Genomic DNA, 19,186 nt, shown 5'->3' on the forward strand with positions numbered 1-19,186 from the left:
GAGACGTCCTTATAATCGGGGGGAGATTATAGCGATGTCGCGGGCAGAAATGTCGCCATTCGTGGTTTTTATTGCAGCGTTTGTCAGGCCGCGAGGAGGCGTTGATGCCAACGGCGGCTTGCACGCGCGCAAACACGGGCGTCGGCGGGCAGCTCGCGGCCCAGCCAGGCCAGCTGAATTTCACCGACCTGGACCCAGCCGCTGCCGCTTGGCGCCTGGCTGCATTGCTTGAAGGCCAGGCATTTGCCTTGGGCGTCGAGGCGGGCGTAGGCGTTGTGGCGCGGGCGTTGGAAGAGCAGAGTCCAGAGCGAGGCCATGGCAGTGAGTCCTTTGCGTTAGGGCTTGGCGCAAGGATAAGGGCGTGGCCATGAAACGATTGTGACAAGCGAGGCTGGCCGATGACTGGTCTGTGCCTGGCTAGGTATACTGTGGGCCTTTGCCGCATTTTCTGGAGAAACGCGCATGTTGCAACGTCTGTTGTTCGGTTTGATCGCCGTGGCCAGCCTCAGCCTGGTCGGTTGTGCCCACAGCCCGCAACAACTCAACCCGCAACCCACGCTCAAGGCCCAGCTCGCCCCGGTCGGCCATGGCCAGCCAGTGGTGGTCCGGGTAGTTGATGGCCGCCCATCGCAGTCCCTGGGCACTCGCGGTGGCATGTACCCCGAAACCAGCACCATCAGCGTCAGCGGTAACGACGTGGTGCCCAAGCTGCAGGCTCAAGCCGAAGCCGCTGTGCGCCTGCTCGGCTTCACCCCGACGGCGAACGCCTACAACGCGCCACAGCTGACCGTGACCCTGGCCGAACTGAAATATCAGTCGCCGAAAGACAACCTGTACGTGACCGAGGCCACCATCGGCGCCACCTTCCGTGCCGACGTACGTAACGGCGGTCGCAGCTACAGCGGCCGTTACGGTGCTTCGCTGGACCAGCGTTTCGGCATGGCGCCGAATCAGGACACCAACACCCAACTGGTGGGCGACGTGCTGAGCGATGCCTTGACCCGCATGTTCAAGGACCCAACCATTGGGCAGGTGCTGGGCCAGTAAGCGTTTAGGCGCATAAAAGAAACCCGCTGCCAGGCAGCGGGTTTTTTTATTGCTGGCTCAAGCTGCTGCAATGTGAAAATCCAGCAAGCTGAAACCAGTCCCGGTATCCACCTCGGGCAAGTCTTCATGCATATGCCCGCCCAGCGCACAGTAGACCAGCCACTGGCGGTCCTGCACATTGATGGCAAAACCATCGATCAACGCCTGTTGTTCATCGCTCTGGGCAACGAGGTAGAGGCGGTCCTGGTTTTCGGCGTGCAGCATGAACAAGCTCCGGGTCATGAAAGGCCGACAGGGTGGCCTGCTCAGATGACGAGCGGATGACAGATGAAATTTAATGACACTTTGTCGCCCATACCGGGCGCCGGAGATCGACTTGGGTAGAATGCGGGCCTTTGCCGCTGCTCACACCGAGGTCGCGTGATGTCCTTGCAAGTGCTCTGGGGGTTTTTGGCCGCCCATCCCACCAAGTTGATCAACCTGCTGGCGCTGCTGCTGACCTGCCCAGGCGGTTTGCTGCTGCACAGTGCACGGCGACGCGAGGCCGAGACCCGCGAATACATGGCTGTGGACGAAGGGGTAGTGGACGCGTTCGACCTGCGGGTGCCGAAGTACTTCTATATTCTCGGTTTTTCGTGCCTGGCGATGGCGTTGTTGCTGTCCTGGTTCAGTACCTGGGTCTGAGAACCATTGGGGCCGCTTTGCGGCCCATCGCGACACAAGGCCGCTCCTACAGGAGATCGCGGTCCCCTGTAGGAGCGGCCTTGTGTCGCGATTGGGCTGCAAAGCAGCCCCGACAATCCTTCAGGCCACAGGTGCCTGCTGCTTGACCTGATACTGGTTACGCACCGGCGTCGCATACTGCAACACCAGGTATGGCCGCTGCTCTTCAGGGCAGGCATCCAGACGGCGCTGCCATTCTTCCTTGGCTTTTGCCAGCTCATCCGTCGGGAACACCTTCTCGGCACTCGGCACCTGCAACGCCTCATCCTTGGCATCCCACATCGCATACGCCAGGTAATGCACCGGGAACAGCCGGTAGCCACCCAGAATCTGCCGGTCGATTTCCGACGCCAGCTGCTTGGTGTCTTCGTGGTATGCGGTCACTGGCGGGGCGAAGTTGATGTGCACCCGGCCCTTGTAGCCGGTAATGCCCTTGGCGATGCTGTTGTCGTCCTCGCCTGGCGCCTTCTTGTAGGTACCGGTGGTGGCGCGGATGTACAGCTCGCGGGCCTTGGCCTGGTCACACGGGTCGTATTCGTAGCTGATCGACACCGGCGTCAGGTTCAGGCTCTGGATCACCGCACCGAACGGCTCGTCCTTGCGGCTCATGTGGAACATCTTGAGGATCGCCGAGTCGGTGCGGTCGTCACCGTCCTTGGCCCGGCCTTCTGCCTGGGCGATCCAGATCGACGTAGCATCGTTACGGATCGAGTGGTTGATATAGGCCGAAAGCAGCTGGTAAGCCGCCAGCTTCTCACGCCGGCCGCTGATCGAGCGGTGCACGATGAAGCTCTTGTTCAGGCGCATCATGTCGCTGACAAAGGGCTTTTGCAGCAGGTTGTCGCCAATGGCGATGCGTGGCGTGGGCAGGCCGGCATGGTACACCGCGTAGTTGACGAAGGCCGGGTCCATGACGATGTCGCGGTGGTTGGCCAGGAACAGGTAGGCGGTGCCGGCCTTGAGTTGTTCCACGCCGGAATAGGTAACGCCGTCAGTGGCGCGGTCGATGGTCTGGTCGACGTAATACTCGACTTTGTCCTGCAGGGTGGAAACGCAGGTGACGCCGGCGAATTCCTTGCGCAGGCGGCGTGCAATCAACGGCTTGAGCAACCAGCCGAGAGCACCAGCCGCACGCGGGAAGCGGAAGTGGGTGAGGATATCGAGGAATGCCGGGTCGCTGAGCAGGCGTGCCAGAACGGCAGGGACCTCAGCGTCGTCGTACGGTCGGATGGCATCGAATTCGCCCATCATGCTCTCTTGTTGGAAACGGCTAGGGTAATAGGTAGGGGCGGGCTCCGAAAAACGGCTCGGACGCACATAGGCCCTGTAAACAGACCGGCAATTATACGCATAAGTCACCCCGGAGGCCGCGATGCTGGAAACTGCGATCTACGATTGCCCTTATTGTGGCGAAGAAGTCGAAACCACGGTGGACCTGTCCGGTGGCGATCAGGAGTACATCGAGGATTGCCAGGTGTGCTGCAAGCCTATCCGTTTCGTGCTGCAGGTGCATGGCGAGGAGTGGATGCTGGATGTCTTTGGTGAGAATGACTGATGCGGCGGATCTACGAACCGGAAAACCTGCTCGAAGCCGAAATGCTGGTCGGTATGCTGGCCAGTGAGGGCGTCGACGTGCAACTGGTGGGCCGTGACTTGATGGGCGGTGTGGGCGAGCTGCCGCTGCAAGGGCTGCTGGGGCTTGCGGTGGCCGATGAGCAGGCCGAGTACGCACGGCAACTGATCGATGCGTACAATGACGCCCAGCCACTGGTTGGCGACGAACCGGAGAGTTTCCCCGGTACCTTGATCTGCTAGGTTCTGAATTCGCCCATGTGTGGACGTTACGCCCTGTTTCGCTGGCCCCAGGCCCTTGCCAGTCTGCCGGGCTTTCCCGTCGGTCAGCCGGCCCAATGGAATATCTCGCCCGGGGCTTCGGTGCTGATCCAGCGTCAGCTCGACGGCCAGCAGCAACTGGTCAAGGCGCGCTGGGGGCTGACCCCGGCCTGGCTCACCGACCTGTCCCGCACCCCGGCCCACGCCCGCGCTGAAACCCTGGCAGAGCAGCCGATGTTTCGTGAAGCATTTCGCCAGCGCCGCTGCCTGATGCCGGCCAACGGCTTTTACGAGTGGCGGGGCAGCGTGCGTAAGCGCCCATACTGGTTGACCCCGGGGGAGGGCGCCTCGCTGTACTTCGCGGCGGTGTGGGAAGCCTACCCGGTGCAGGACCAGGTGTGGCTGAGCTGCGCGGTGGTGACCCAGGCGGCCATGAACCAGCGCCGTCCGCTGATACTGGATGAGGCCGGGCAGGCGGCCTGGCTTGACCCGGATACGCCAATTGCCCGCCTGCACGAGCTGCTGGCCAGCCCGCCTGCGGTGTTGCGTGAGCGGGCCTTGGCCAATTTCGTCAATGACCCGAAACTGGATGCGCCGGAGTGCCTCACCCCGGTTTGATAAATCTTCCCTGTGGCTATGGCAGCCAATGGCGACTCGGCCTAGGATACGCCGCATGTGGATAGGGAGTGTTTTCATGCGTAAGTCTTTTGTCGTCAGCCTGCTGAGTGCTGGCATCCTGCTGGCCGGCTGCCAGGCGGTGAACACCACCAGCGGAGGTGCTGTTGGCGTCGAGCGTCAGCAGTACATGTTCAGCATGCTCTCGACCGATGAGGTCAACCAGATGTACGCCCAGTCGTACCAGCAAACCCTGGGTGAGGCCTCGAGCAAGGGTGTGCTCGACAAGTCCAGTGCCGATGCCAAGCGGGTGCAGGTCATTGCCAACCGACTGATCGCCCAGGCGCCCAAGTTCCGCCCGGATGCCGCGCAGTGGGACTGGCAAGTCAACGTGATCAAGAGCGACGAACTCAACGCCAACTGCGGCCCGGGCGGCAAGATTATCGTCTATACCGGCCTGATCGATCAGCTCAAGCTCAGCGATGCGGAAATTGCCGCAGTGGTAGGGCACGAGATTGCCCACGCCCTGCGTGAGCACAGCCGCGAGGCCATGTCCAAGGCGTACGGTGTGGAAATGGCCCGTCAGGGTGCCGGTGCCATCTTCGGCCTCGGCCAGAGCAGCATGGCCATGGCCGACACCGTGGTGAACTACGCCATGACCTTGCCCAACAGCCGGGCCAACGAAAACGAGGCCGACCTGATTGGCCTGGAGCTGTCGGCGCGTGCCGGTTATGACCCGAATGCCGCGATCACCTTGTGGAACAAGATGAGCAAGGCTTCCGAGGGTGCACCGCCTGAGTTCATGAGCACTCACCCGGCGTCGGAAAGCCGCATTGCTTCGCTGCAGGCGGCAATTCCGAAGGTGATGCCGCTGTATCAGGCCGCGGCCAAGCCGTAACTGTGTGAACCCTGGGGCCGCTTTGCGGCCCCGCTTCCCTGCTTAACCTACCCAGCCACTGGCCTTCATTGCCGAGTACACGGCCACGATCGCCAGGACGAAGAACGCCGTGGCCGCCAGGCGACGAATCAGCGTCAACGGCAGTTTGTCTGCCGCGAAGTTACCCGCCAGAACCACCGGCACGTTGGCAATCAGCATGCCCAGGGTGGTGCCGAGGATGACCATGATCAGGTGCGGGTACTGTGCTGCCAGCATCACCGTGGCAACCTGGGTCTTGTCACCGATTTCGGCCAGGAAGAACGCAATCAGCGTGGTCAGGAACGGCCCGAAGCGGCGTGCCGGGTTCTCGTCGTCATCCATCTTGTCCGGTACCAGGGTCCACAGCGCTGTGGCGGTAAAGCTCGCGGCCAGGATCCAGTGCAGTGCCGAGTCGCTGAAGAAACTGCCGAACCACGCCCCTACGGCACCGGCCGCCGCATGGTTGGCCAAGGTGGCGGCGATGATGCCGGCGATGATCGGCCAGGGTTTGCGAAAGCGAGCCGCGAGAATGAGCGCGAGCAGTTGCGTCTTGTCGCCGATTTCGGCGAGGGCAACGATAGCGGTGGGGACCAGCAGAGATTCCAGCATCAGGATTCCTACGGGGGCGGGTCGACACGGCTATGACACGTACAGCCTCCCCGCCCCGGGTAAGGTGTGCGTGTCATAGGTCTTGTCAAACCCTGGATCCGTCTATGCGGATCTCTCCATGCAGGCTGGCATGGCGGGTCGCACGCGCCATGGTCTGTGGACCAAGTATGTTGACGCGTACCGGGCGAGCTGGGTGCTCGCGGGAGACTACTCCCCTAGGACGGTGCGGATTCTGCCTAGGCAAAACGCTTTCGGCAAGCGCTGTTTTTATCCGTGCGTTGCCTGATAGATGCGGAAACCATCGGCCTCGTCGCGTACCTGGCAGTTGCCCAATGCCCCTTCGATCAGCGGCTGGTAGCGCAGGAAGCTGTTGGCCACCAGGCGCATTTCGCCACCTTTTCGCAGATGAACGGCTGATTTTTTCAGCAAGTTCTCCGAAGCTTGATAATTGGTGTGTACGCCGGTGTGGAACGGCGGGTTGCTCAGGATAAGGCTCAGTTCGGTGGGGGCTGCGTCAATGCCATCTCCGCTGATCACGTCGCCTTCCAGGCCGTTGGCGGCCAGCGTCAGGCGGCTGGCGGCCACGGCGAAGGCATCCACATCCAGCATGGTCACCCGGCTTTGTGGGTAACGGCGCTTGAGCGTGGCACCCAGCACCCCGGCACCACAGCCAAAGTCCAGCATGTGGCCGTCGGGTAGGCCATCGAGGTGTTTGAGCAGCAGGGCGGTACCCCGATCGAGGCGACCATGGCTGAATACACCCGGCAGGCTGACCACTTGCAGCGGGCCGTCTTCCAGGGCCAGCTCGAAGCGCTCGGCCAGGCTTTCCAGCGGTTTTGCCTGCGGTGCCTGGTCGATGGTCACTTGCCACAGTTGGCAATGGCGAGCGCTGTCCAGCTTGCGTGGCTTGCCAAAGGCCTGCAGCTGCTTGGCCGCCCCTTCGATGCCGCCGCGTTTTTCGCCGACCAGGTACAGCTCGCGGCCGGCCAGGCGCGACGCCAGGGCGTTGAGCAGGTAGGCGGCCAGCTCGCGGGACTTGGGCAGGAACAGCACGGCACTGTCGAAGGGCAGGTCGGGCGGCTCGACCGCATAGTGGCTGCGGCCGGCAAAGCGGCTGTCGAGCATGGCCTGATCGCCGGCATGCCAGGTCCAGGCCTGGGCCTGGGGCAACTGGCCGAGCAGGTCGTCGGCGGGGGCGCCAGCGATCAGCAGCGGCCCCTGGAACAGCTCTGCCTGGCGGAGCAACACTTCACTGCGCGGGTCCATGGACGACGCCTCCTGGAAAAAAGTGGCGCAGTGTAGCAGAGGCCGGCGCCGGGCTCAGCTGACCACGCGGCGTGGCTGACCAGCGAAGAAGGCCTGGGCGTTTTCGCTGAGCTGGCCAACGATGCGCTGGCGCGATTCCACCGCGCCCCAGGCGCTGTGCGGGGTGATGATCAGGCGCGGGATGTCGGGTTGGAGCAATGGGTTGCCATTGACCGGCGGCTCCACACTCAGCACGTCGGTGGCCGCGCCGCCCAGGTGGCCACTGCGCAGGGCGTCGGCCAGTGCCTGTTCGTCGATCAGGCCACCACGGGCAGTGTTGACAACCAGTGCATTGCGCTTGAGCAGGCCCAGTTCGCGAGCGCCGAGCATGTGCCGGGTATGCTCGTTCAACGGGCAGTGCAGGGTCAGCGCATCGACTTGCGGCAGCAGTTCGTCAAGCGGCAACCGGTCGGCGCGCTCCGGGCGACCGGGAATCTGTCCGCTCAGCACGCGCATGCCGAAGGCTTCGGCCAGCCGTGCCACCGCGCCGCCCAGTTCGCCGTGGCCGAGCAAGCCGAGGGTTTTGCCTTCCAGTTCGACGATGGGGAAGTCCAGCAGGCAGAACTGGCTGGCCTTGGCCCACTGGCCGTCGGCAACCGCCTGGTTGTAGTCGCACAGACGCGTCGCCAGGGCCAGCAACAGGGCGAGGGTATGCTGAGCGACTGACGGCGTGCCGTAGCCCTGGCAGTTGCACACCGTGATGCCTTGGGCGCGGGCTGCTGCCAAGTCGACATTGTTGGTGCCGGTGGCGGCCACCAGAATCAGCTTGAGCTGCGGGTTGGCGGCCAGGGTCGCGGCGTCGAGCATGACCTTGTTGCTGACCACCGCGACGGCGCCCTGCAGGCGTTGGCTTACCTGGTCCGGGCGGGTTGCATCGAACAGTTCGAGCTCATCGAACTGGCTTCGTAACGGGGAAAGGTCGAGGTCACCAAGATCTAGGGATTGGTGGTCGAGAAACACAGCGCGACGCGGGCTGGGCATCAGTAAGGCTCCGTTGGCAGGGCAGGGATGATCCATCACTCGGACAATGCCACTCATACCCCGCGTAGCCAAATCATTCCTTCGGCTGATTTAGCCGTCACATTGGCGAACTACAGTGGTTACCACATTTGTCTGGCCCGCTTTTCAGAAAAGGGATACCCATGTTGCAGACCCGCATCATCAAGCCCGCCGAGGGCGCCTACGCCTACCCACTGCTGATCAAACGCCTGCTGATGTCTGGCTGCCGCTATGAAAAGACCCGCGAAATCGTCTACCGCGACCAGTTGCGGCTCACTTATCCACAGCTCAACGAGCGCATCGCACGCCTGGCCAATGTGCTGACCGAGGCCGGGGTAAAGGCCGGTGACACCGTCGCGGTGATGGACTGGGACAGCCACCGTTACCTGGAATGCATGTTCGCCATTCCGATGATCGGCGCCGTGGTGCACACCATCAACGTGCGCCTGTCGCCCGAGCAGATCCTCTACACCATGAACCACGCCGAAGACCGCGTGGTGCTGCTCAATAGCGACTTCGTCGGCTTGTACCAGGCCATCGCCGGGCAGTTGACCACCGTCGACAAGACCCTGTTGCTGACCGACGGCCCGGACAAGACCGCCGATTTGCCCGACCTGGTCGGCGAGTACGAGCAACTGCTGGCCGCCGCCAGCCCGCGCTACGACTTCCCTGACTTCGACGAGAACTCGGTGGCCACCACCTTCTACACCACCGGCACCACCGGTAACCCCAAGGGTGTGTATTTCAGTCATCGTCAGCTGGTGCTGCACACACTGGCCGAGGCCTCGGTCACCGGCAGTATCGACAGCGTGCGGCTGCTGGGCAGTAACGACGTGTACATGCCGATCACTCCGATGTTCCATGTGCATGCCTGGGGCATCCCTTACGCTGCCACCATGCTCGGGATGAAGCAGGTGTACCCTGGGCGCTACGAGCCAGACATGCTGGTCAAGCTCTGGCGCGAGGAGAAGGTCACTTTCTCCCATTGCGTGCCGACCATCCTGCAGATGCTGCTCAACTGCCCGGCTTCGCAAGGGCAGGATTTCGGCGGCTGGAAGATCATCATTGGCGGCAGCTCGCTCAACCGCTCGTTGTATCAGGCCGCTCTGGCACGTGGCATCCAGCTGACTGCTGCGTATGGCATGTCGGAAACCTGCCCGCTGATCTCCGCCGCCCACCTTAACGATGAGTTGCAGGCCGGCAGCGAGGATGAGCGTGTTACCTACCGCATCAAGGCCGGTGTGCCGGTGCCACTGGTCGAGGCAGCCATCGTCGATGGCGACGGTAACTTCCTGCCAGCAGACGGTGAGACACAAGGCGAGCTGGTGTTGCGTGCGCCGTGGCTGACCATGGGTTACTTCAAGGAACCGGAAAAGAGCGAGGAGCTGTGGCAGGGTGGCTGGCTACACACCGGCGATGTCGCCACCCTCGACGGTATGGGTTACATCGACATCCGCGATCGCATCAAGGATGTGATCAAGACCGGTGGCGAGTGGGTCTCCTCACTCGACCTGGAAGACTTGGTCAGCCGCCACCCGGCGGTGCGCGAAGTGGCGGTGGTGGGGGTGGCCGACCCGCAATGGGGTGAGCGTCCGTTTGCCCTGCTGGTGGTGCGTGATGGCCACGCCATCGACGCCAAGTCGCTGAAGGAGCACCTCAAGCCGTTTGTCGAGCAAGGTCACATCAACAAGTGGGCGATTCCAAGCCAGATCGCCGTTGTTACTGAAATTCCCAAGACCAGCGTCGGCAAGCTCGACAAGAAACGCATCCGCCAGGACATCGTCCAATGGCAGGCCAGCAACAGCGCGTTCCTTTCCACCTTGTAACTGCTTTGCGGGTCGTGTGCGTCAGAACGCGACCCGCATGCTAGAGAGGCTGGCGCCTTGCCAAATGGCAAAAATGCGCCATCCTTGAGCACTGCCAGCACGCAATCGGGACAAATAGCAGCGAGTTGGCGGCATGGAGCGCAAATCACACTTTAGAGGGATCAAGCGCCTGTGCCTTGCTGGCTATAGTCGGGGCCAGGGGATTTTCAGGAATGGGGGAGGGCAACACGCGCAAGCCGTGTCGCCGCGGGTGCAAACCTGCAAACCGGTCGCTCGGGCCGTTCTTGAAAGGACTCACTGCCATAACAATAAAGTACATGGAGTAGCGTCGATGAAATCTGCAAACCTGTTCTGGCGCCGGGCCAAGTTGCCCTTGGCCGTCAGCCTTGCTTCCACGCTCGCAAGTCCTGCTTTCGCTGTCAGCTTCAACATGGGTGAAATCGAAGGCCAGTTCGACTCGTCGCTCTCCATCGGCGCCAGCTGGTCGACGGCCAACCCCAACAAGAACCTGATCGGGGTGAACAACGGCGGCAAGGGCCTGTCGCAGACATCCGACGATGGCCACCTGAACTTCAAGAAGGGCGAAACCTTCTCCAAGATATTCAAAGGCATCCATGACCTGGAGCTCAAGTACGGCGACACCGGCGTGTTCGTGCGTGGCAAGTACTGGTACGACTTCGAGCTGAAGGACGAAGGCCGCGAGTTCAAGGACATCAGCGACTCCAACCGCAAGGAGGGCGCCAAGTCGTCCGGCGCCGAGCTGCTCGACGCCTTCGTCTACCACAACTACTCCATCGGCGATCAGCCCGGTTCGGTGCGCTTTGGCAAGCAGGTGGTGAGCTGGGGTGAAAGTACCTTCATCGGCGGCGGCATCAACTCGATCAACCCCATCGACGTGTCGGCGTTTCGCCGCCCAGGGGCCGAGATCAAGGAAGGCCTGATCCCGGTCAACATGTTCTACATCTCCCAGAGCCTGACCGACAACCTGTCGGCTGAGGCCTTCTACCAGCTTGAATGGGACCAGACGGTCGTCGACAACTGCGGCACCTTCTTCTCGCAGCCGGACATCATTGCCGACGGCTGTACCGACAACCTGCGCGTGCTGAACAGCAGCCGTACGGTGCCGGGCGCGGCCCAGCAATTCCTTGCTACCCAGGGCGTGAACATCAACGAAGAGGGTGTGATGGTGCGCCGTGGCGCTGACCGCGACGCGCGTGACAGCGGGCAGTTCGGCGTGGCCATGCGCTACATGTTCGAGCCATTGGACACCGAATTCGGTGCCTACTTCATGAACTACCACAGCCGTGCGCCAATCTTCAGCGCCACCGGCGCCCCGGCTTCGGTGTTCTCCGGTATCGCCGGCCTGCCGGCACAGCTGCGAGCCTTGGCACCCTTGATCGTGGCGGGTAATTCGCAGTACTTCGTCGAGTACCCGGAAGATATTCGACTCTACGGCCTCAGTTTCTCCACCACCTTGCCAACCGGCACGGCATGGAGCGGTGAGATCAGCTACCGGCCCAACGCGCCGGTACAGTTGAACACCACCGATATCCTGTTTGCCGGTGTTCGTCCTCTGGGCGGCGCACTGACCAATGCTTCGCTGCTGGCGGGTACACCGGGCCAGGACCTGCACGGCTATCGCCGTAAAGAGATCACCCAGTTCCAGACCACCTTGACGCACTTCTTCGACCAAGTGATGGGCGCTAGCCGCATGACCGTGGTGGGCGAACTGGGCGTCACCCACGTCGGCGGCCTGGAGAATGCGCACGATACCCGTTATGGCCGCGACCCGGTGTTCGGCCCTGGCCCATTGCCGTCCACGGGCGGAGCGGACACCTGCCAGGCGCTCAACGCCAGCACCATCGCCGGCGCCGGTGCCGGTGCATCCACCACCAACCTGAACCGCAAATGCGAGAACGATGGCTACACCACCAGCACGTCCTGGGGTTATCGCGCCCGTGTCATCTGGGATTACAACGACGTATTCGCTGGGGTGAACCTGAAACCGAGCGTGGCCTGGTCGCATGACGTGTCCGGCTACTCGCCGGGCCCTGGCGCCAACTTCGAGGAAGGCCGCAAGGCTGTCAGCCTGGGCTTGGATGCCGAATACCAGAACACCTACACGGCAAGCCTGTCGTACACCAACTTCTTCGACGGCAAGTACAGCACCGTGGATGACCGCGACTTCGTCGCCCTCAGCTTCGGCGTGAACTTCTAAGCATTCAGATCCAGGACGACACGACATGAACAAGACCAGAAGTCTGCTGCAAGCCGGTGTGCTGGGCCTGTCCCTGCTGGCGACCAGTGTCATGGCTGCGGTATCCGCTGACGAGGCGGCCAAGCTGGGTAGCACCCTGACCCCAATGGGGGCGGAAAAGGCCGGCAATGCCGACGGCTCCATCGGCGCGTGGGAGCCGCTGTCGAAAACGGCGGGCAGCGTCGACGGCAAGGGCTTCCTGTCCGACCCGTACGGCAGTGACAAGCCGCTGTTCACCATCACGGCGCAAAACGCCGACCAGTACAAGGACAAGCTCTCGCCAGGCCAGCTGGCCATGCTCAAGCGCTACCCGGACACCTTCAAGATCCCGGTGTTCAAAACCCATCGAGGTTCAACCGTCCCGGCCGATGTGTTCGCGGCCATCAAGGAAAACGCCACCAAGACCACCCTGGTCGAGGGCGGCAACGGCCTGAACAACTTCCGCACGGCGGTACCGTTCCCGATCCCGAAAACCGGCCTGGAAGTGATCTGGAACCACATCACCCGCTACCGTGGCGGCAGTGTCAGCCGCCTGGTCACCCAAGCTACGCCGCAGCAGAACGGCTCGTTCAACCCGGTGTACTTCTCCGACCAGTTCGTCTTCCGTGACAAGATGAAGGACTACGACCCGAACAACCCAGGCAACATCCTGTTCTACTTCAAGCAGGAAGTGACCGCGCCCGCGCGCCTGGCTGGGACCGTGCTGCTGGTGCACGAAACCCTCGACCAGGTGAAGGAGCCGCGCAAGGCGTGGATCTACAACGCCGGCCAGCGTCGCGTGCGCCAGGCGCCGCAAGTGTCCTATGACGGCCCGGGTACCGCTGCCGATGGCCTGCGTACCTCCGACAACCTGGACATGTTCAACGGTGCACCTGACCGCTATGACTGGAAGCTGGAAGGCAAGAAGGAGCTGTACATCGCGTCGAACGCCTTCAAACTCGATGACCCCAAGCTGAAATATGCCGACATCATCAAGGCCGGGCACATCAACCAGGACCTGACCCGTTACGAGCTGCGCCGCGTGTGGCACGTGGTCGCAACCCTCAAACCGGGCCAGCGACACATCTATGCCAAGCGAGACTTCTACATCGATGAAGACACCTGGCAGGCTGCCGTCATCGACCAGTACGACGGCCGTGGCCAGCTGTGGCGCGTGTCCGAGGCCCACGCCCAGCCGTATTACAACGTCGAGGTGCCGTGGTACACCCTGGAAGCCATCTACGACCTGCAGTCCGGTCGTTATCTGGCCCTGGGCATGAAGAACGAAGAGAAGCGTGCCTACGACTTCGGTTTCAGTGCCAGCAAGGCCGACTTCCAACCAGCGGCGCTGCGCCAGTCGGGTATTCGCTAAGCTGAACACCACTAACTCCGTGTGATCCCCAGAACGCCCCGGCTTGCCGGGGCGTTTCTATTTTTCTGTTCTGGCCTCTACGCGGTCCTGCCCGCGAAGAGGCCAGAACAGGCAATAAATCTGCTGAATACCCACCCACACCCCCGCTACGGCCTCTGTCCATCAGCCATGTTGCTTTTTGTCGCAGTCTTTTCCGTGGCAATTGCGCCCATCATCTTCAAATGCGCCGCGTTACCCGCTAGTCTCGCAAACATCCATACCGCCGTAGTCTTCCAACCAGAACGAGCCGGCCATGACAGATCTGTCCCGTACGCATGGATTCGCGAGTCAGGCCCTGGGCCTGCTGGACGGGCGTTTCTTCCGGCCTCCGTTGCCGGACGGCCATGTGCCGCGCCAGCGTCTGTGTCAGCGTCTGCACGCCGGCCTGGGCGGGCGGCTGCTGCTGGTCAATGCCCCGGCAGGTTTCGGCAAAAGCTCCCTGGCCATCGAATTTTCCGAAGCGCTGCCCGAACACTGGCGCAGCTTGTGGCTAGGCCTGAGCCAGCGCGACGCCGACCCTGGCCGCTTCCTTGAACGCCTGCTCGAAGGCCTGCAGCAGTACTGCCCAGCACTGGGCGGCCAGGCCATGGGGCTGCTGAAAATGCGCCAGCGCCACCAGCCGTTCGCCTTCGAAGAGTGGCTCGACGGCCTGCTCGACGAGCTGGCGCTGTACCTGCAAGCCGATACGCCGCTGCTGCTGGTGCTGGACGACTATCACCTGGCCCAGGGGCCGGTGCTTGACCGCTGCCTGCAGTTCTTCCTCAATCACCTGCCCCCCGGCCTTGTGTTGCTGGTTACCAGCCGCCAGCGGCCAGACTGGCACCTGGCGCGCCTGCGCCTGTCACGGCAGCTGGTCGAGCTAAACGAGCAGGACCTGCGCCTCACCGCGGATGAGGCGCTGGCAGTGATTGGCCGCCAGCCCACGGGCCTGCGCGGTCAGGCCCTGGACAACCTTATTCAGCGCAGCGACGGCTGGGTGGCCGGGTTGCGCTTCTGGCAGCTGGCGGCCAGCGACAGCGCTGACGAGCAAGCCTTGCCCCAGGCGCTGCATGGCGGCGAGGGCCTGATCCGCGACTACTTGCTCGAAGAAGTCATCGACATGCTGCCCGTGGACGTGCAGGCCTTCTTGTACGAAACCGCCTGCCAGGAGCGTTTCTGCGCCCCGCTATGTGATGCGCTGCGGGGCCGCCACGACAGTGCCGCGATCCTGCGCTTCCTGCAGGCGCATCAGGTGTTCCTGGTGCCGCTGGACGAGCATGGCCACTGGTTCCGCTATCACCACTTGTTCTCCGACCTGTTGCGCAGCCGCCAGGCCAGCGAGCCGCTAGCTGGCCTGCACATACGGGCCTGCCGTTGGTTCGAAACCCAGGGCCTGCTGGACGAAGCTGTGGAGCAGGCCTTGCGTGCCGGCCACCTGGATGTCGCCGCAGACCTGGTGCAGAGCCTGTCCGAGGAGCAACTGCTGGCCGAACAGAACGTCGGTATGTTGCTGCGCTGGAAGATGGACCTGCCCGACAGCCTGCTGATCAGCACGCCACGGTTGATCGTGCTGTACAGCTGGGCGTTGGGCCTGGCTTGCCAGCTGGACGCAGCCGAGGAACTGGCCGGCTACCTCAGCCGTTTTCTACCCGCGCCTTCGGCAACCGCGCAAAAGTCGATGCTGGCCCAGTGGCTGGCGCTGAGTGGGGTCATTGCCCGTGGCCGTGGCGACCGCGAACGCACCCTGGCCTATTGCGGCGAGGCGCTACAGAGCCTGCCGAGCAAGCGTTATGGCCAACGCCTGGTGTGTTTGTCGACGCTGTCCAACCTGGCCATTGCCGATGGAGACTTCTGGCGGGCCCGAGGCTGGAACCGCGAAGCCCTGGAGCTGGCCCAACGGGTCGGCAACCCGTTGTTCGAGGCCCTGGCCCATTACGACCGGGCGCGAGTGCTGCACGCCCGTGGCGAGGTGCTGCGCGCACTGGACGAAGTGCGCCAGGGCCTGCAACGCCTGCAGGGGCTTTCGGCGCAGCGGCTGTATGCCGTGCGTGCGCGCCTGACGCTTTACGAAGGCTACCTGCTGGTCTCACGCCTGCAGCCGGCCCAGGGCCGAGCACGCTTGCGTGCAGGGCTGGGCGAGGCGCGGGCGTGCCGAGACATCAGTGTGCTCATCGGTCATTGCGTGATTGCCACGCTCGATGGCCGGGAAGGGCACTTTGCCGAAGCCTTTGCCGAATTGGCCGAGGCCGAGCGCCTGATGCATATCTGGGATGTGCCCCCGGTCTATTACCTGGCCATGATTACCCTGGTCAAATGCGAACTGTGGCTGGCCCAGGGGCGAACCGATCTGGCCGAGTCCTGGCTGCTGCGTCTGGGCCAGACCTACGGTGGCGAGCAACCGGCAGCAGCACCGGAGTTCCACCCGCTGCTGCCGTTGCATATTGCGTTGCAGCAGGCTTTGCTCGAGCGCATCCAGTTGCGTGGCGAGGATGCCGTGCAACGCCTGGCAAGCCTGGTAGCGCGTGGCCAGGCCAGTGGCGGCATGATGCTCACCGTCAGTGCCCTTTGCCAATGGCTTTCCCAACTGCTGGACGAAGGCAGGGAAGGGCAGGCCGCGCAGTTGCTGCCAGGTTTGCTGGAGGCAGCCCATGGCGGTGTGCTGCAACCGTTCCAGCCAATTCTGGAAAAGCACCCGCAATGGCTTCATGAGCAACTGCAGCCAGCGGCCGCTTGCCCGGTTCAAGCCGAACTGCTCAAGCACCTGCCGCCAGTGCCCTCCGCCAGCACAGGCACCGGCGAGGCGCTGAGCGGCCGCGAACTGGCCGTGCTCGAACTGATTGCCCAGGGCTGTTCCAACCAGCAGATCAGCGAGCGGCTGTTCATTTCCTTGCACACCGTGAAGACCCACGCCAGCCACATCAACAGCAAGTTGGGGGTTGAGCGACGCACCCAGGCGGTGGCAAAGGCAAAAACGCTGGGGTTGCTGGCGTGATACTGGCTCTGCAGGTCATTGCTCGTTAAAGTGATGGCATGAGGCCATGGTTTGTGGCCGGTAATGCTCTACCCTCATCTTTCCCGACCGGCTGCCGATACAGCGATCGGTGGCATCGCCTCGCGCGATTTTTCAATCATTCCAAGGCAGGTCGTGTTGATGCTGCAGTACGGGCAAAAGAGCTTTCTGATCGTCGACGATTTTACCGACTTTCGCACGTCGACCCGTTCCATGTTGCGTGAGTTGGGCGTGCGCGACGTGGACACCGCTGACAGCGGCGAGCAGGCGCTGCGCATGTGCGCGCAGAAGCGCTATGACTTCATCCTGCAGGACTTCCACCTGGGTGACGGCAAGAAGAACGGCCAACAGGTGCTCGAAGACCTGATCATCGACAAGCACATCAGCCATGAGTGCGTGTTCATCATGGTCACTGCCGAGAGTAGCCAGGCCATCGTGCTCAGCGCCATCGAGCACGAGCCCGATGCTTACCTGACCAAACCCTTCAACCGGGTTGGCCTGGCGCAGCGCGTCGAGAAACTGTTCCAGCGCAAGACGCTGCTCAAACCGATCCTGCAGGCGCTGGACCGCAATCGCCCGGCTGAAGTGCTGGCCGCTTGTGCCGAGTTGTGCAAGAAGGACCCGCGCCTGGCACCGCTGTGCTTGCGCTACCGGGCCGATGCCCTGCGCAACCTCAACCGTTTTGAGGAACTTGAAAAGTTCCTCAAGGCCATCCTGGCCAGCCGCCCGCAGCCGTGGGTGTACGCCGCGTTGGGCGCACTGATGCACAAGCGTGGCCAGAACGCCCAGGCCCAAGGTGTCTACGAGCAGGCGCTCAAGGCGTTCCCGATCATGCCAGGCCTTTACGATGGCATGGCCGAGGTGCTGGTGGCTCAGGGTGATACCCGACGCGCGCAGAACCTGCTTGAAGAAGCCGTACGTTTATCGCCTCTGTCTGTGCGTCGGCAATCGACGCTGGGCAAGCTGGCGCTGGAAAACGAAGACTTCGAGAGTGCATCGAAGGCGTTCCGCCATGCGGTGAATCAGGGCCAGAGCTCGCGCTACAAGGATGCCGAAAACAACCTCGGCCTGGTGCAGGCGCTGATGAGCAAGAACGCAGGCTTCGGCCTGGATGCCCGTACCCGTGTCGAAATCAACACCACGCTCAGCGAAGTGGCCAAGGAAAACCCCGAGGACCAGGGCTTGCAAGTGCGTGCGCGGATGATGAAGGCTGCCAGCCTGCAGCAGGCGGGCGACCCGGAAACAGCCGGCAAGCTGACCGAACAGGCGATCCAGCGCCTGGACAAGATGAACCAGTTCTTCTCGGTCGATTCGGCCCTGACCGTTGCTGCGCAGTTGCAGGCAATGGGGCAGGAAGCCGCCGCCATCGGCGTGCTGAAGAGCTGTGTGGAAAGTTATGGCGATGACCCGAAGGTCATGGAAAAAGTGGGCAAGCTGACGGACGACCCCAGCGTGCTCAACGCCATTACCGAAGCGGTCACCCTCAATCGCCAGGGTGTACGCAGTTACCAGGGAGGGCAGCTTGGCGAGGCGTTGCAACTGTTCCGCAAAGCGCTGGGTATGCAGCCGAAGAACATCAGCATCGCCCTCAACACCGCCCAGGCGCTGCTGCGCATCGGCGGTGACAACCCTCAGCCCGCGATCATGCAGGAATGCCAGGACGCCTTGACCAGCGTCGCCGGTATCCCTGCCAGCGACAATCGCTATGACCGTTACCGCAAACTGCACATCCGAGTGTTCGGCGCATGAATCAAGACAATCAGGGGCTGGATTTTTCCACGGTGATCGCCTCCACCGTGCACGACCTCAAAAGCTCTCTGTCAGCGCTGATCCAGTCCCATAGCCAGTGGGTGGAGCGCTTGCCCGAAGAGCTGCGCGGTGGTGCCGAGCAGGGGATCATGGAGCACGAGTTTCGCCACCTCAACGGCATGCTGGTACAGCTGCTTGGGCTGTACAAACTGGGCATCAACCAGTTGCCGGTGTGCCCGGACTACCACGAACTGGATGATTTCATTGAAGCGCAGTTGGCGGCGCACCAGGAAGTGCTCAAGCACAACGACATCCTCGCCACCTGGCGCATCGACACCGACAACCCGCTTGGCTTCTTCGACCGTGAGCTGGTGGCCTCGGTAATCGCCAACGTCATCACCAACGCCACCCGCTTTGCCGGGCACGCCTTGCTGATTACCATCGAAGAGGCCGACAACCAGTTGGCTATCTGCGTCAACGATGACGGCCCGGGTTATCCCAAGCACATGCTCGAGCGCCAGGAGGAGTACATCCAGGGCATCGACTCGACCAGCGGCAGCACCGGCCTTGGCCTGTACTTCGCGGCGCGGATCGCGGCACTGCATGAAAGCGGCGGGGTGCGCGGGCGGATCGAGATCTCCAATGGCGGGGCGCTGGGGGGTGGGTTGTTCAGGTTGTTCCTGCCTTAGGCCGGCAGAGCATGGCGTTGGATTTTCAGCGCCCTTCAGATCGAGCGCCGCCCGCGCGGCGCATCGCGAGCTGGTGCTCGCTCCTACGCTTGTTTCGGGCCAGTTATGCCTGTTACAGACGCGCGCGACCGCTTTTTTTCGTACGGCACAATATCAAGACATGCACCAGAGGGTTCGCGCGCAAATCTCGCTGGTACAATTGGCCCGAAACAAGCGTAGGAGCGAGCGCCAGCTCGCGA

The 19,186-nt window shown here is 62.6% G+C and carries 18 protein-coding genes and 1 riboswitch; of the genes, 12 read left to right on the plus strand and 6 right to left on the minus strand.

Annotated elements, in window-relative coordinates; translation table 11 throughout:
- Positions 1–83 precede the first annotated feature (83 nt).
- The gene (locus ACNQP3_RS04075) at positions 84–317 is read right to left on the minus strand and encodes a hypothetical protein (RefSeq protein WP_012270503.1); all 234 of its coding nucleotides are present in this window, start codon (positions 315–317) and stop codon (positions 84–86) included.
- Positions 318–462: 145 nt separating this feature from the next.
- Here ACNQP3_RS04075 and ACNQP3_RS04080 point away from each other — a divergent pair, with 145 nt between their 5' ends.
- Positions 463–1,047: a YajG family lipoprotein gene (locus ACNQP3_RS04080; protein WP_012270504.1), complete on the plus strand. Its 585-nt coding sequence runs from the start codon at positions 463–465 to the stop codon at positions 1,045–1,047.
- Positions 1,048–1,104: 57 nt separating this feature from the next.
- On the opposite strand, the gene ACNQP3_RS04085 is transcribed toward ACNQP3_RS04080, so the two are convergent.
- Complete coding sequence (locus ACNQP3_RS04085) at positions 1,105–1,311, minus strand: hypothetical protein (protein ID WP_060494160.1); 207 nt, start codon at positions 1,309–1,311, stop codon at positions 1,105–1,107.
- A 159-nt stretch (positions 1,312–1,470) separates the two neighbouring features.
- On the opposite strand from ACNQP3_RS04085, the gene ACNQP3_RS04090 reads away from it, so the two are divergent.
- Positions 1,471–1,731, plus strand: a complete 261-nt coding sequence (locus tag ACNQP3_RS04090) for a hypothetical protein (RefSeq protein ID WP_060494159.1) — start codon at positions 1,471–1,473, stop codon at positions 1,729–1,731.
- 120 nt (positions 1,732–1,851) lie between these two features.
- On the opposite strand, the gene ACNQP3_RS04095 is transcribed toward ACNQP3_RS04090, so the two are convergent.
- A complete protein-coding gene (locus ACNQP3_RS04095) occupies positions 1,852–3,021 on the minus strand; it encodes a 1-acyl-sn-glycerol-3-phosphate acyltransferase (protein WP_171577254.1) in 1,170 nt (389 codons plus the stop codon).
- Between the two features lie 121 nt (positions 3,022–3,142).
- On the opposite strand from ACNQP3_RS04095, the gene ACNQP3_RS04100 reads away from it, so the two are divergent.
- From ACNQP3_RS04100 to ACNQP3_RS04115, 4 genes are all read left to right on the plus strand, one after another.
- Positions 3,143–3,325, plus strand: a complete 183-nt coding sequence (locus ACNQP3_RS04100; protein ID WP_012270508.1) for a CPXCG motif-containing cysteine-rich protein — start codon at positions 3,143–3,145, stop codon at positions 3,323–3,325.
- On the plus strand, positions 3,325–3,585 hold the full coding sequence (locus tag ACNQP3_RS04105; protein ID WP_012270509.1) for a putative signal transducing protein: 261 nt from the start codon (positions 3,325–3,327) through the stop codon (positions 3,583–3,585). The genes ACNQP3_RS04100 and ACNQP3_RS04105 overlap by 1 nt, the downstream gene beginning before the upstream one ends.
- Positions 3,586–3,600: 15 nt before the next feature.
- Entirely contained in the window at positions 3,601–4,221 is a 621-nt protein-coding gene (locus ACNQP3_RS04110) for an SOS response-associated peptidase (protein ID WP_060515594.1), read from the plus strand.
- A 76-nt stretch (positions 4,222–4,297) separates the two neighbouring features.
- Positions 4,298–5,116: a M48 family metallopeptidase gene (locus ACNQP3_RS04115; RefSeq protein ID WP_012270511.1), complete on the plus strand. Its 819-nt coding sequence runs from the start codon at positions 4,298–4,300 to the stop codon at positions 5,114–5,116.
- 42 nt (positions 5,117–5,158) lie between these two features.
- On the opposite strand, the gene ACNQP3_RS04120 is transcribed toward ACNQP3_RS04115, so the two are convergent.
- The 3 genes from ACNQP3_RS04120 to ACNQP3_RS04130 all read right to left on the minus strand — a co-directional run bounded on the left by ACNQP3_RS04120 (position 5,159) and on the right by ACNQP3_RS04130 (position 8,029).
- Complete coding sequence (locus ACNQP3_RS04120) at positions 5,159–5,743, minus strand: TMEM165/GDT1 family protein (protein ID WP_012270512.1); 585 nt, start codon at positions 5,741–5,743, stop codon at positions 5,159–5,161.
- Between the two features lie 88 nt (positions 5,744–5,831).
- Positions 5,832–5,971, minus strand: a riboswitch (yybP-ykoY riboswitch).
- A 39-nt stretch (positions 5,972–6,010) separates the two neighbouring features.
- On the minus strand, positions 6,011–7,009 hold the full coding sequence (locus ACNQP3_RS04125; RefSeq protein ID WP_012270513.1) for a class I SAM-dependent methyltransferase: 999 nt from the start codon (positions 7,007–7,009) through the stop codon (positions 6,011–6,013).
- Positions 7,010–7,063: 54 nt separating this feature from the next.
- Positions 7,064–8,029 carry a 2-hydroxyacid dehydrogenase gene (locus ACNQP3_RS04130; protein ID WP_012270514.1) on the minus strand — a complete coding sequence of 322 codons (966 nt, stop codon included), beginning with the start codon at positions 8,027–8,029 and terminating at the stop codon, positions 7,064–7,066.
- A 161-nt stretch (positions 8,030–8,190) separates the two neighbouring features.
- Here ACNQP3_RS04130 and ACNQP3_RS04135 point away from each other — a divergent pair, with 161 nt between their 5' ends.
- The 6 genes from ACNQP3_RS04135 (at position 8,191) to ACNQP3_RS04160 (ending at position 18,947) form a co-directional block, all read left to right on the plus strand.
- Complete coding sequence (locus ACNQP3_RS04135) at positions 8,191–9,873, plus strand: fatty acid--CoA ligase (RefSeq protein WP_264316828.1); 1,683 nt, start codon at positions 8,191–8,193, stop codon at positions 9,871–9,873.
- 331 nt (positions 9,874–10,204) lie between these two features.
- The gene (locus ACNQP3_RS04140) at positions 10,205–12,091 is read left to right on the plus strand and encodes a DUF1302 domain-containing protein (protein ID WP_012270516.1); all 1,887 of its coding nucleotides are present in this window, start codon (positions 10,205–10,207) and stop codon (positions 12,089–12,091) included.
- Positions 12,092–12,116: 25 nt separating this feature from the next.
- Positions 12,117–13,481, plus strand: a complete 1,365-nt coding sequence (locus tag ACNQP3_RS04145; RefSeq protein WP_012270517.1) for a DUF1329 domain-containing protein — start codon at positions 12,117–12,119, stop codon at positions 13,479–13,481.
- Positions 13,482–13,773: 292 nt separating this feature from the next.
- Complete coding sequence (locus ACNQP3_RS04150) at positions 13,774–16,491, plus strand: LuxR C-terminal-related transcriptional regulator (RefSeq protein ID WP_060494157.1); 2,718 nt, start codon at positions 13,774–13,776, stop codon at positions 16,489–16,491.
- Positions 16,492–16,650: 159 nt separating this feature from the next.
- A complete protein-coding gene (locus ACNQP3_RS04155) occupies positions 16,651–18,258 on the plus strand; it encodes a tetratricopeptide repeat-containing response regulator (protein WP_012270519.1) in 1,608 nt (535 codons plus the stop codon).
- Positions 18,255–18,947, plus strand: coding sequence for a sensor histidine kinase (locus ACNQP3_RS04160; protein ID WP_012270520.1), 693 nt, complete (start codon positions 18,255–18,257; stop codon positions 18,945–18,947). Before ACNQP3_RS04155 ends, ACNQP3_RS04160 begins: the two co-directional genes overlap by 4 nt.
- The last annotated feature ends 239 nt before the right edge of the window (positions 18,948–19,186 follow it).

This window comes from Pseudomonas sp. LFS074 (genome assembly GCF_047978165.1).
Classification (GTDB): domain Bacteria; phylum Pseudomonadota; class Gammaproteobacteria; order Pseudomonadales; family Pseudomonadaceae; genus Aquipseudomonas; species Aquipseudomonas putida_P.

What these genes read in the sequence shown, in the direction of transcription:
- ACNQP3_RS04115 (WP_012270511.1), top strand. Translation starts at nt 4,298, where the DNA reads ATGCGTAAGTCTTTTGTCGTCAGCCTGCTGAGTGCTGGCATCCTGCTG.
- ACNQP3_RS04095 (WP_171577254.1), bottom strand. Translation starts at nt 3,021, where the DNA reads ATGATGGGCGAATTCGATGCCATCCGACCGTACGACGACGCTGAGGTC.
- ACNQP3_RS04145 (WP_012270517.1), top strand. Translation starts at nt 12,117, where the DNA reads ATGAACAAGACCAGAAGTCTGCTGCAAGCCGGTGTGCTGGGCCTGTCC.
- ACNQP3_RS04150 (WP_060494157.1), top strand. Translation starts at nt 13,774, where the DNA reads ATGACAGATCTGTCCCGTACGCATGGATTCGCGAGTCAGGCCCTGGGC.
- ACNQP3_RS04155 (WP_012270519.1), top strand. Translation starts at nt 16,651, where the DNA reads ATGCTGCAGTACGGGCAAAAGAGCTTTCTGATCGTCGACGATTTTACC.
- ACNQP3_RS04075 (WP_012270503.1), bottom strand. Translation starts at nt 317, where the DNA reads ATGGCCTCGCTCTGGACTCTGCTCTTCCAACGCCCGCGCCACAACGCC.
- ACNQP3_RS04160 (WP_012270520.1), top strand. Translation starts at nt 18,255, where the DNA reads ATGAATCAAGACAATCAGGGGCTGGATTTTTCCACGGTGATCGCCTCC.
- ACNQP3_RS04090 (WP_060494159.1), top strand. Translation starts at nt 1,471, where the DNA reads ATGTCCTTGCAAGTGCTCTGGGGGTTTTTGGCCGCCCATCCCACCAAG.
- ACNQP3_RS04120 (WP_012270512.1), bottom strand. Translation starts at nt 5,743, where the DNA reads ATGCTGGAATCTCTGCTGGTCCCCACCGCTATCGTTGCCCTCGCCGAA.
- ACNQP3_RS04100 (WP_012270508.1), top strand. Translation starts at nt 3,143, where the DNA reads ATGCTGGAAACTGCGATCTACGATTGCCCTTATTGTGGCGAAGAAGTC.
- ACNQP3_RS04085 (WP_060494160.1), bottom strand. Translation starts at nt 1,311, where the DNA reads ATGCTGCACGCCGAAAACCAGGACCGCCTCTACCTCGTTGCCCAGAGC.
- ACNQP3_RS04105 (WP_012270509.1), top strand. Translation starts at nt 3,325, where the DNA reads ATGCGGCGGATCTACGAACCGGAAAACCTGCTCGAAGCCGAAATGCTG.
- ACNQP3_RS04110 (WP_060515594.1), top strand. Translation starts at nt 3,601, where the DNA reads ATGTGTGGACGTTACGCCCTGTTTCGCTGGCCCCAGGCCCTTGCCAGT.
- ACNQP3_RS04125 (WP_012270513.1), bottom strand. Translation starts at nt 7,009, where the DNA reads ATGGACCCGCGCAGTGAAGTGTTGCTCCGCCAGGCAGAGCTGTTCCAG.
- ACNQP3_RS04135 (WP_264316828.1), top strand. Translation starts at nt 8,191, where the DNA reads ATGTTGCAGACCCGCATCATCAAGCCCGCCGAGGGCGCCTACGCCTAC.
- ACNQP3_RS04140 (WP_012270516.1), top strand. Translation starts at nt 10,205, where the DNA reads ATGAAATCTGCAAACCTGTTCTGGCGCCGGGCCAAGTTGCCCTTGGCC.
- ACNQP3_RS04130 (WP_012270514.1), bottom strand. Translation starts at nt 8,029, where the DNA reads ATGCCCAGCCCGCGTCGCGCTGTGTTTCTCGACCACCAATCCCTAGAT.
- ACNQP3_RS04080 (WP_012270504.1), top strand. Translation starts at nt 463, where the DNA reads ATGTTGCAACGTCTGTTGTTCGGTTTGATCGCCGTGGCCAGCCTCAGC.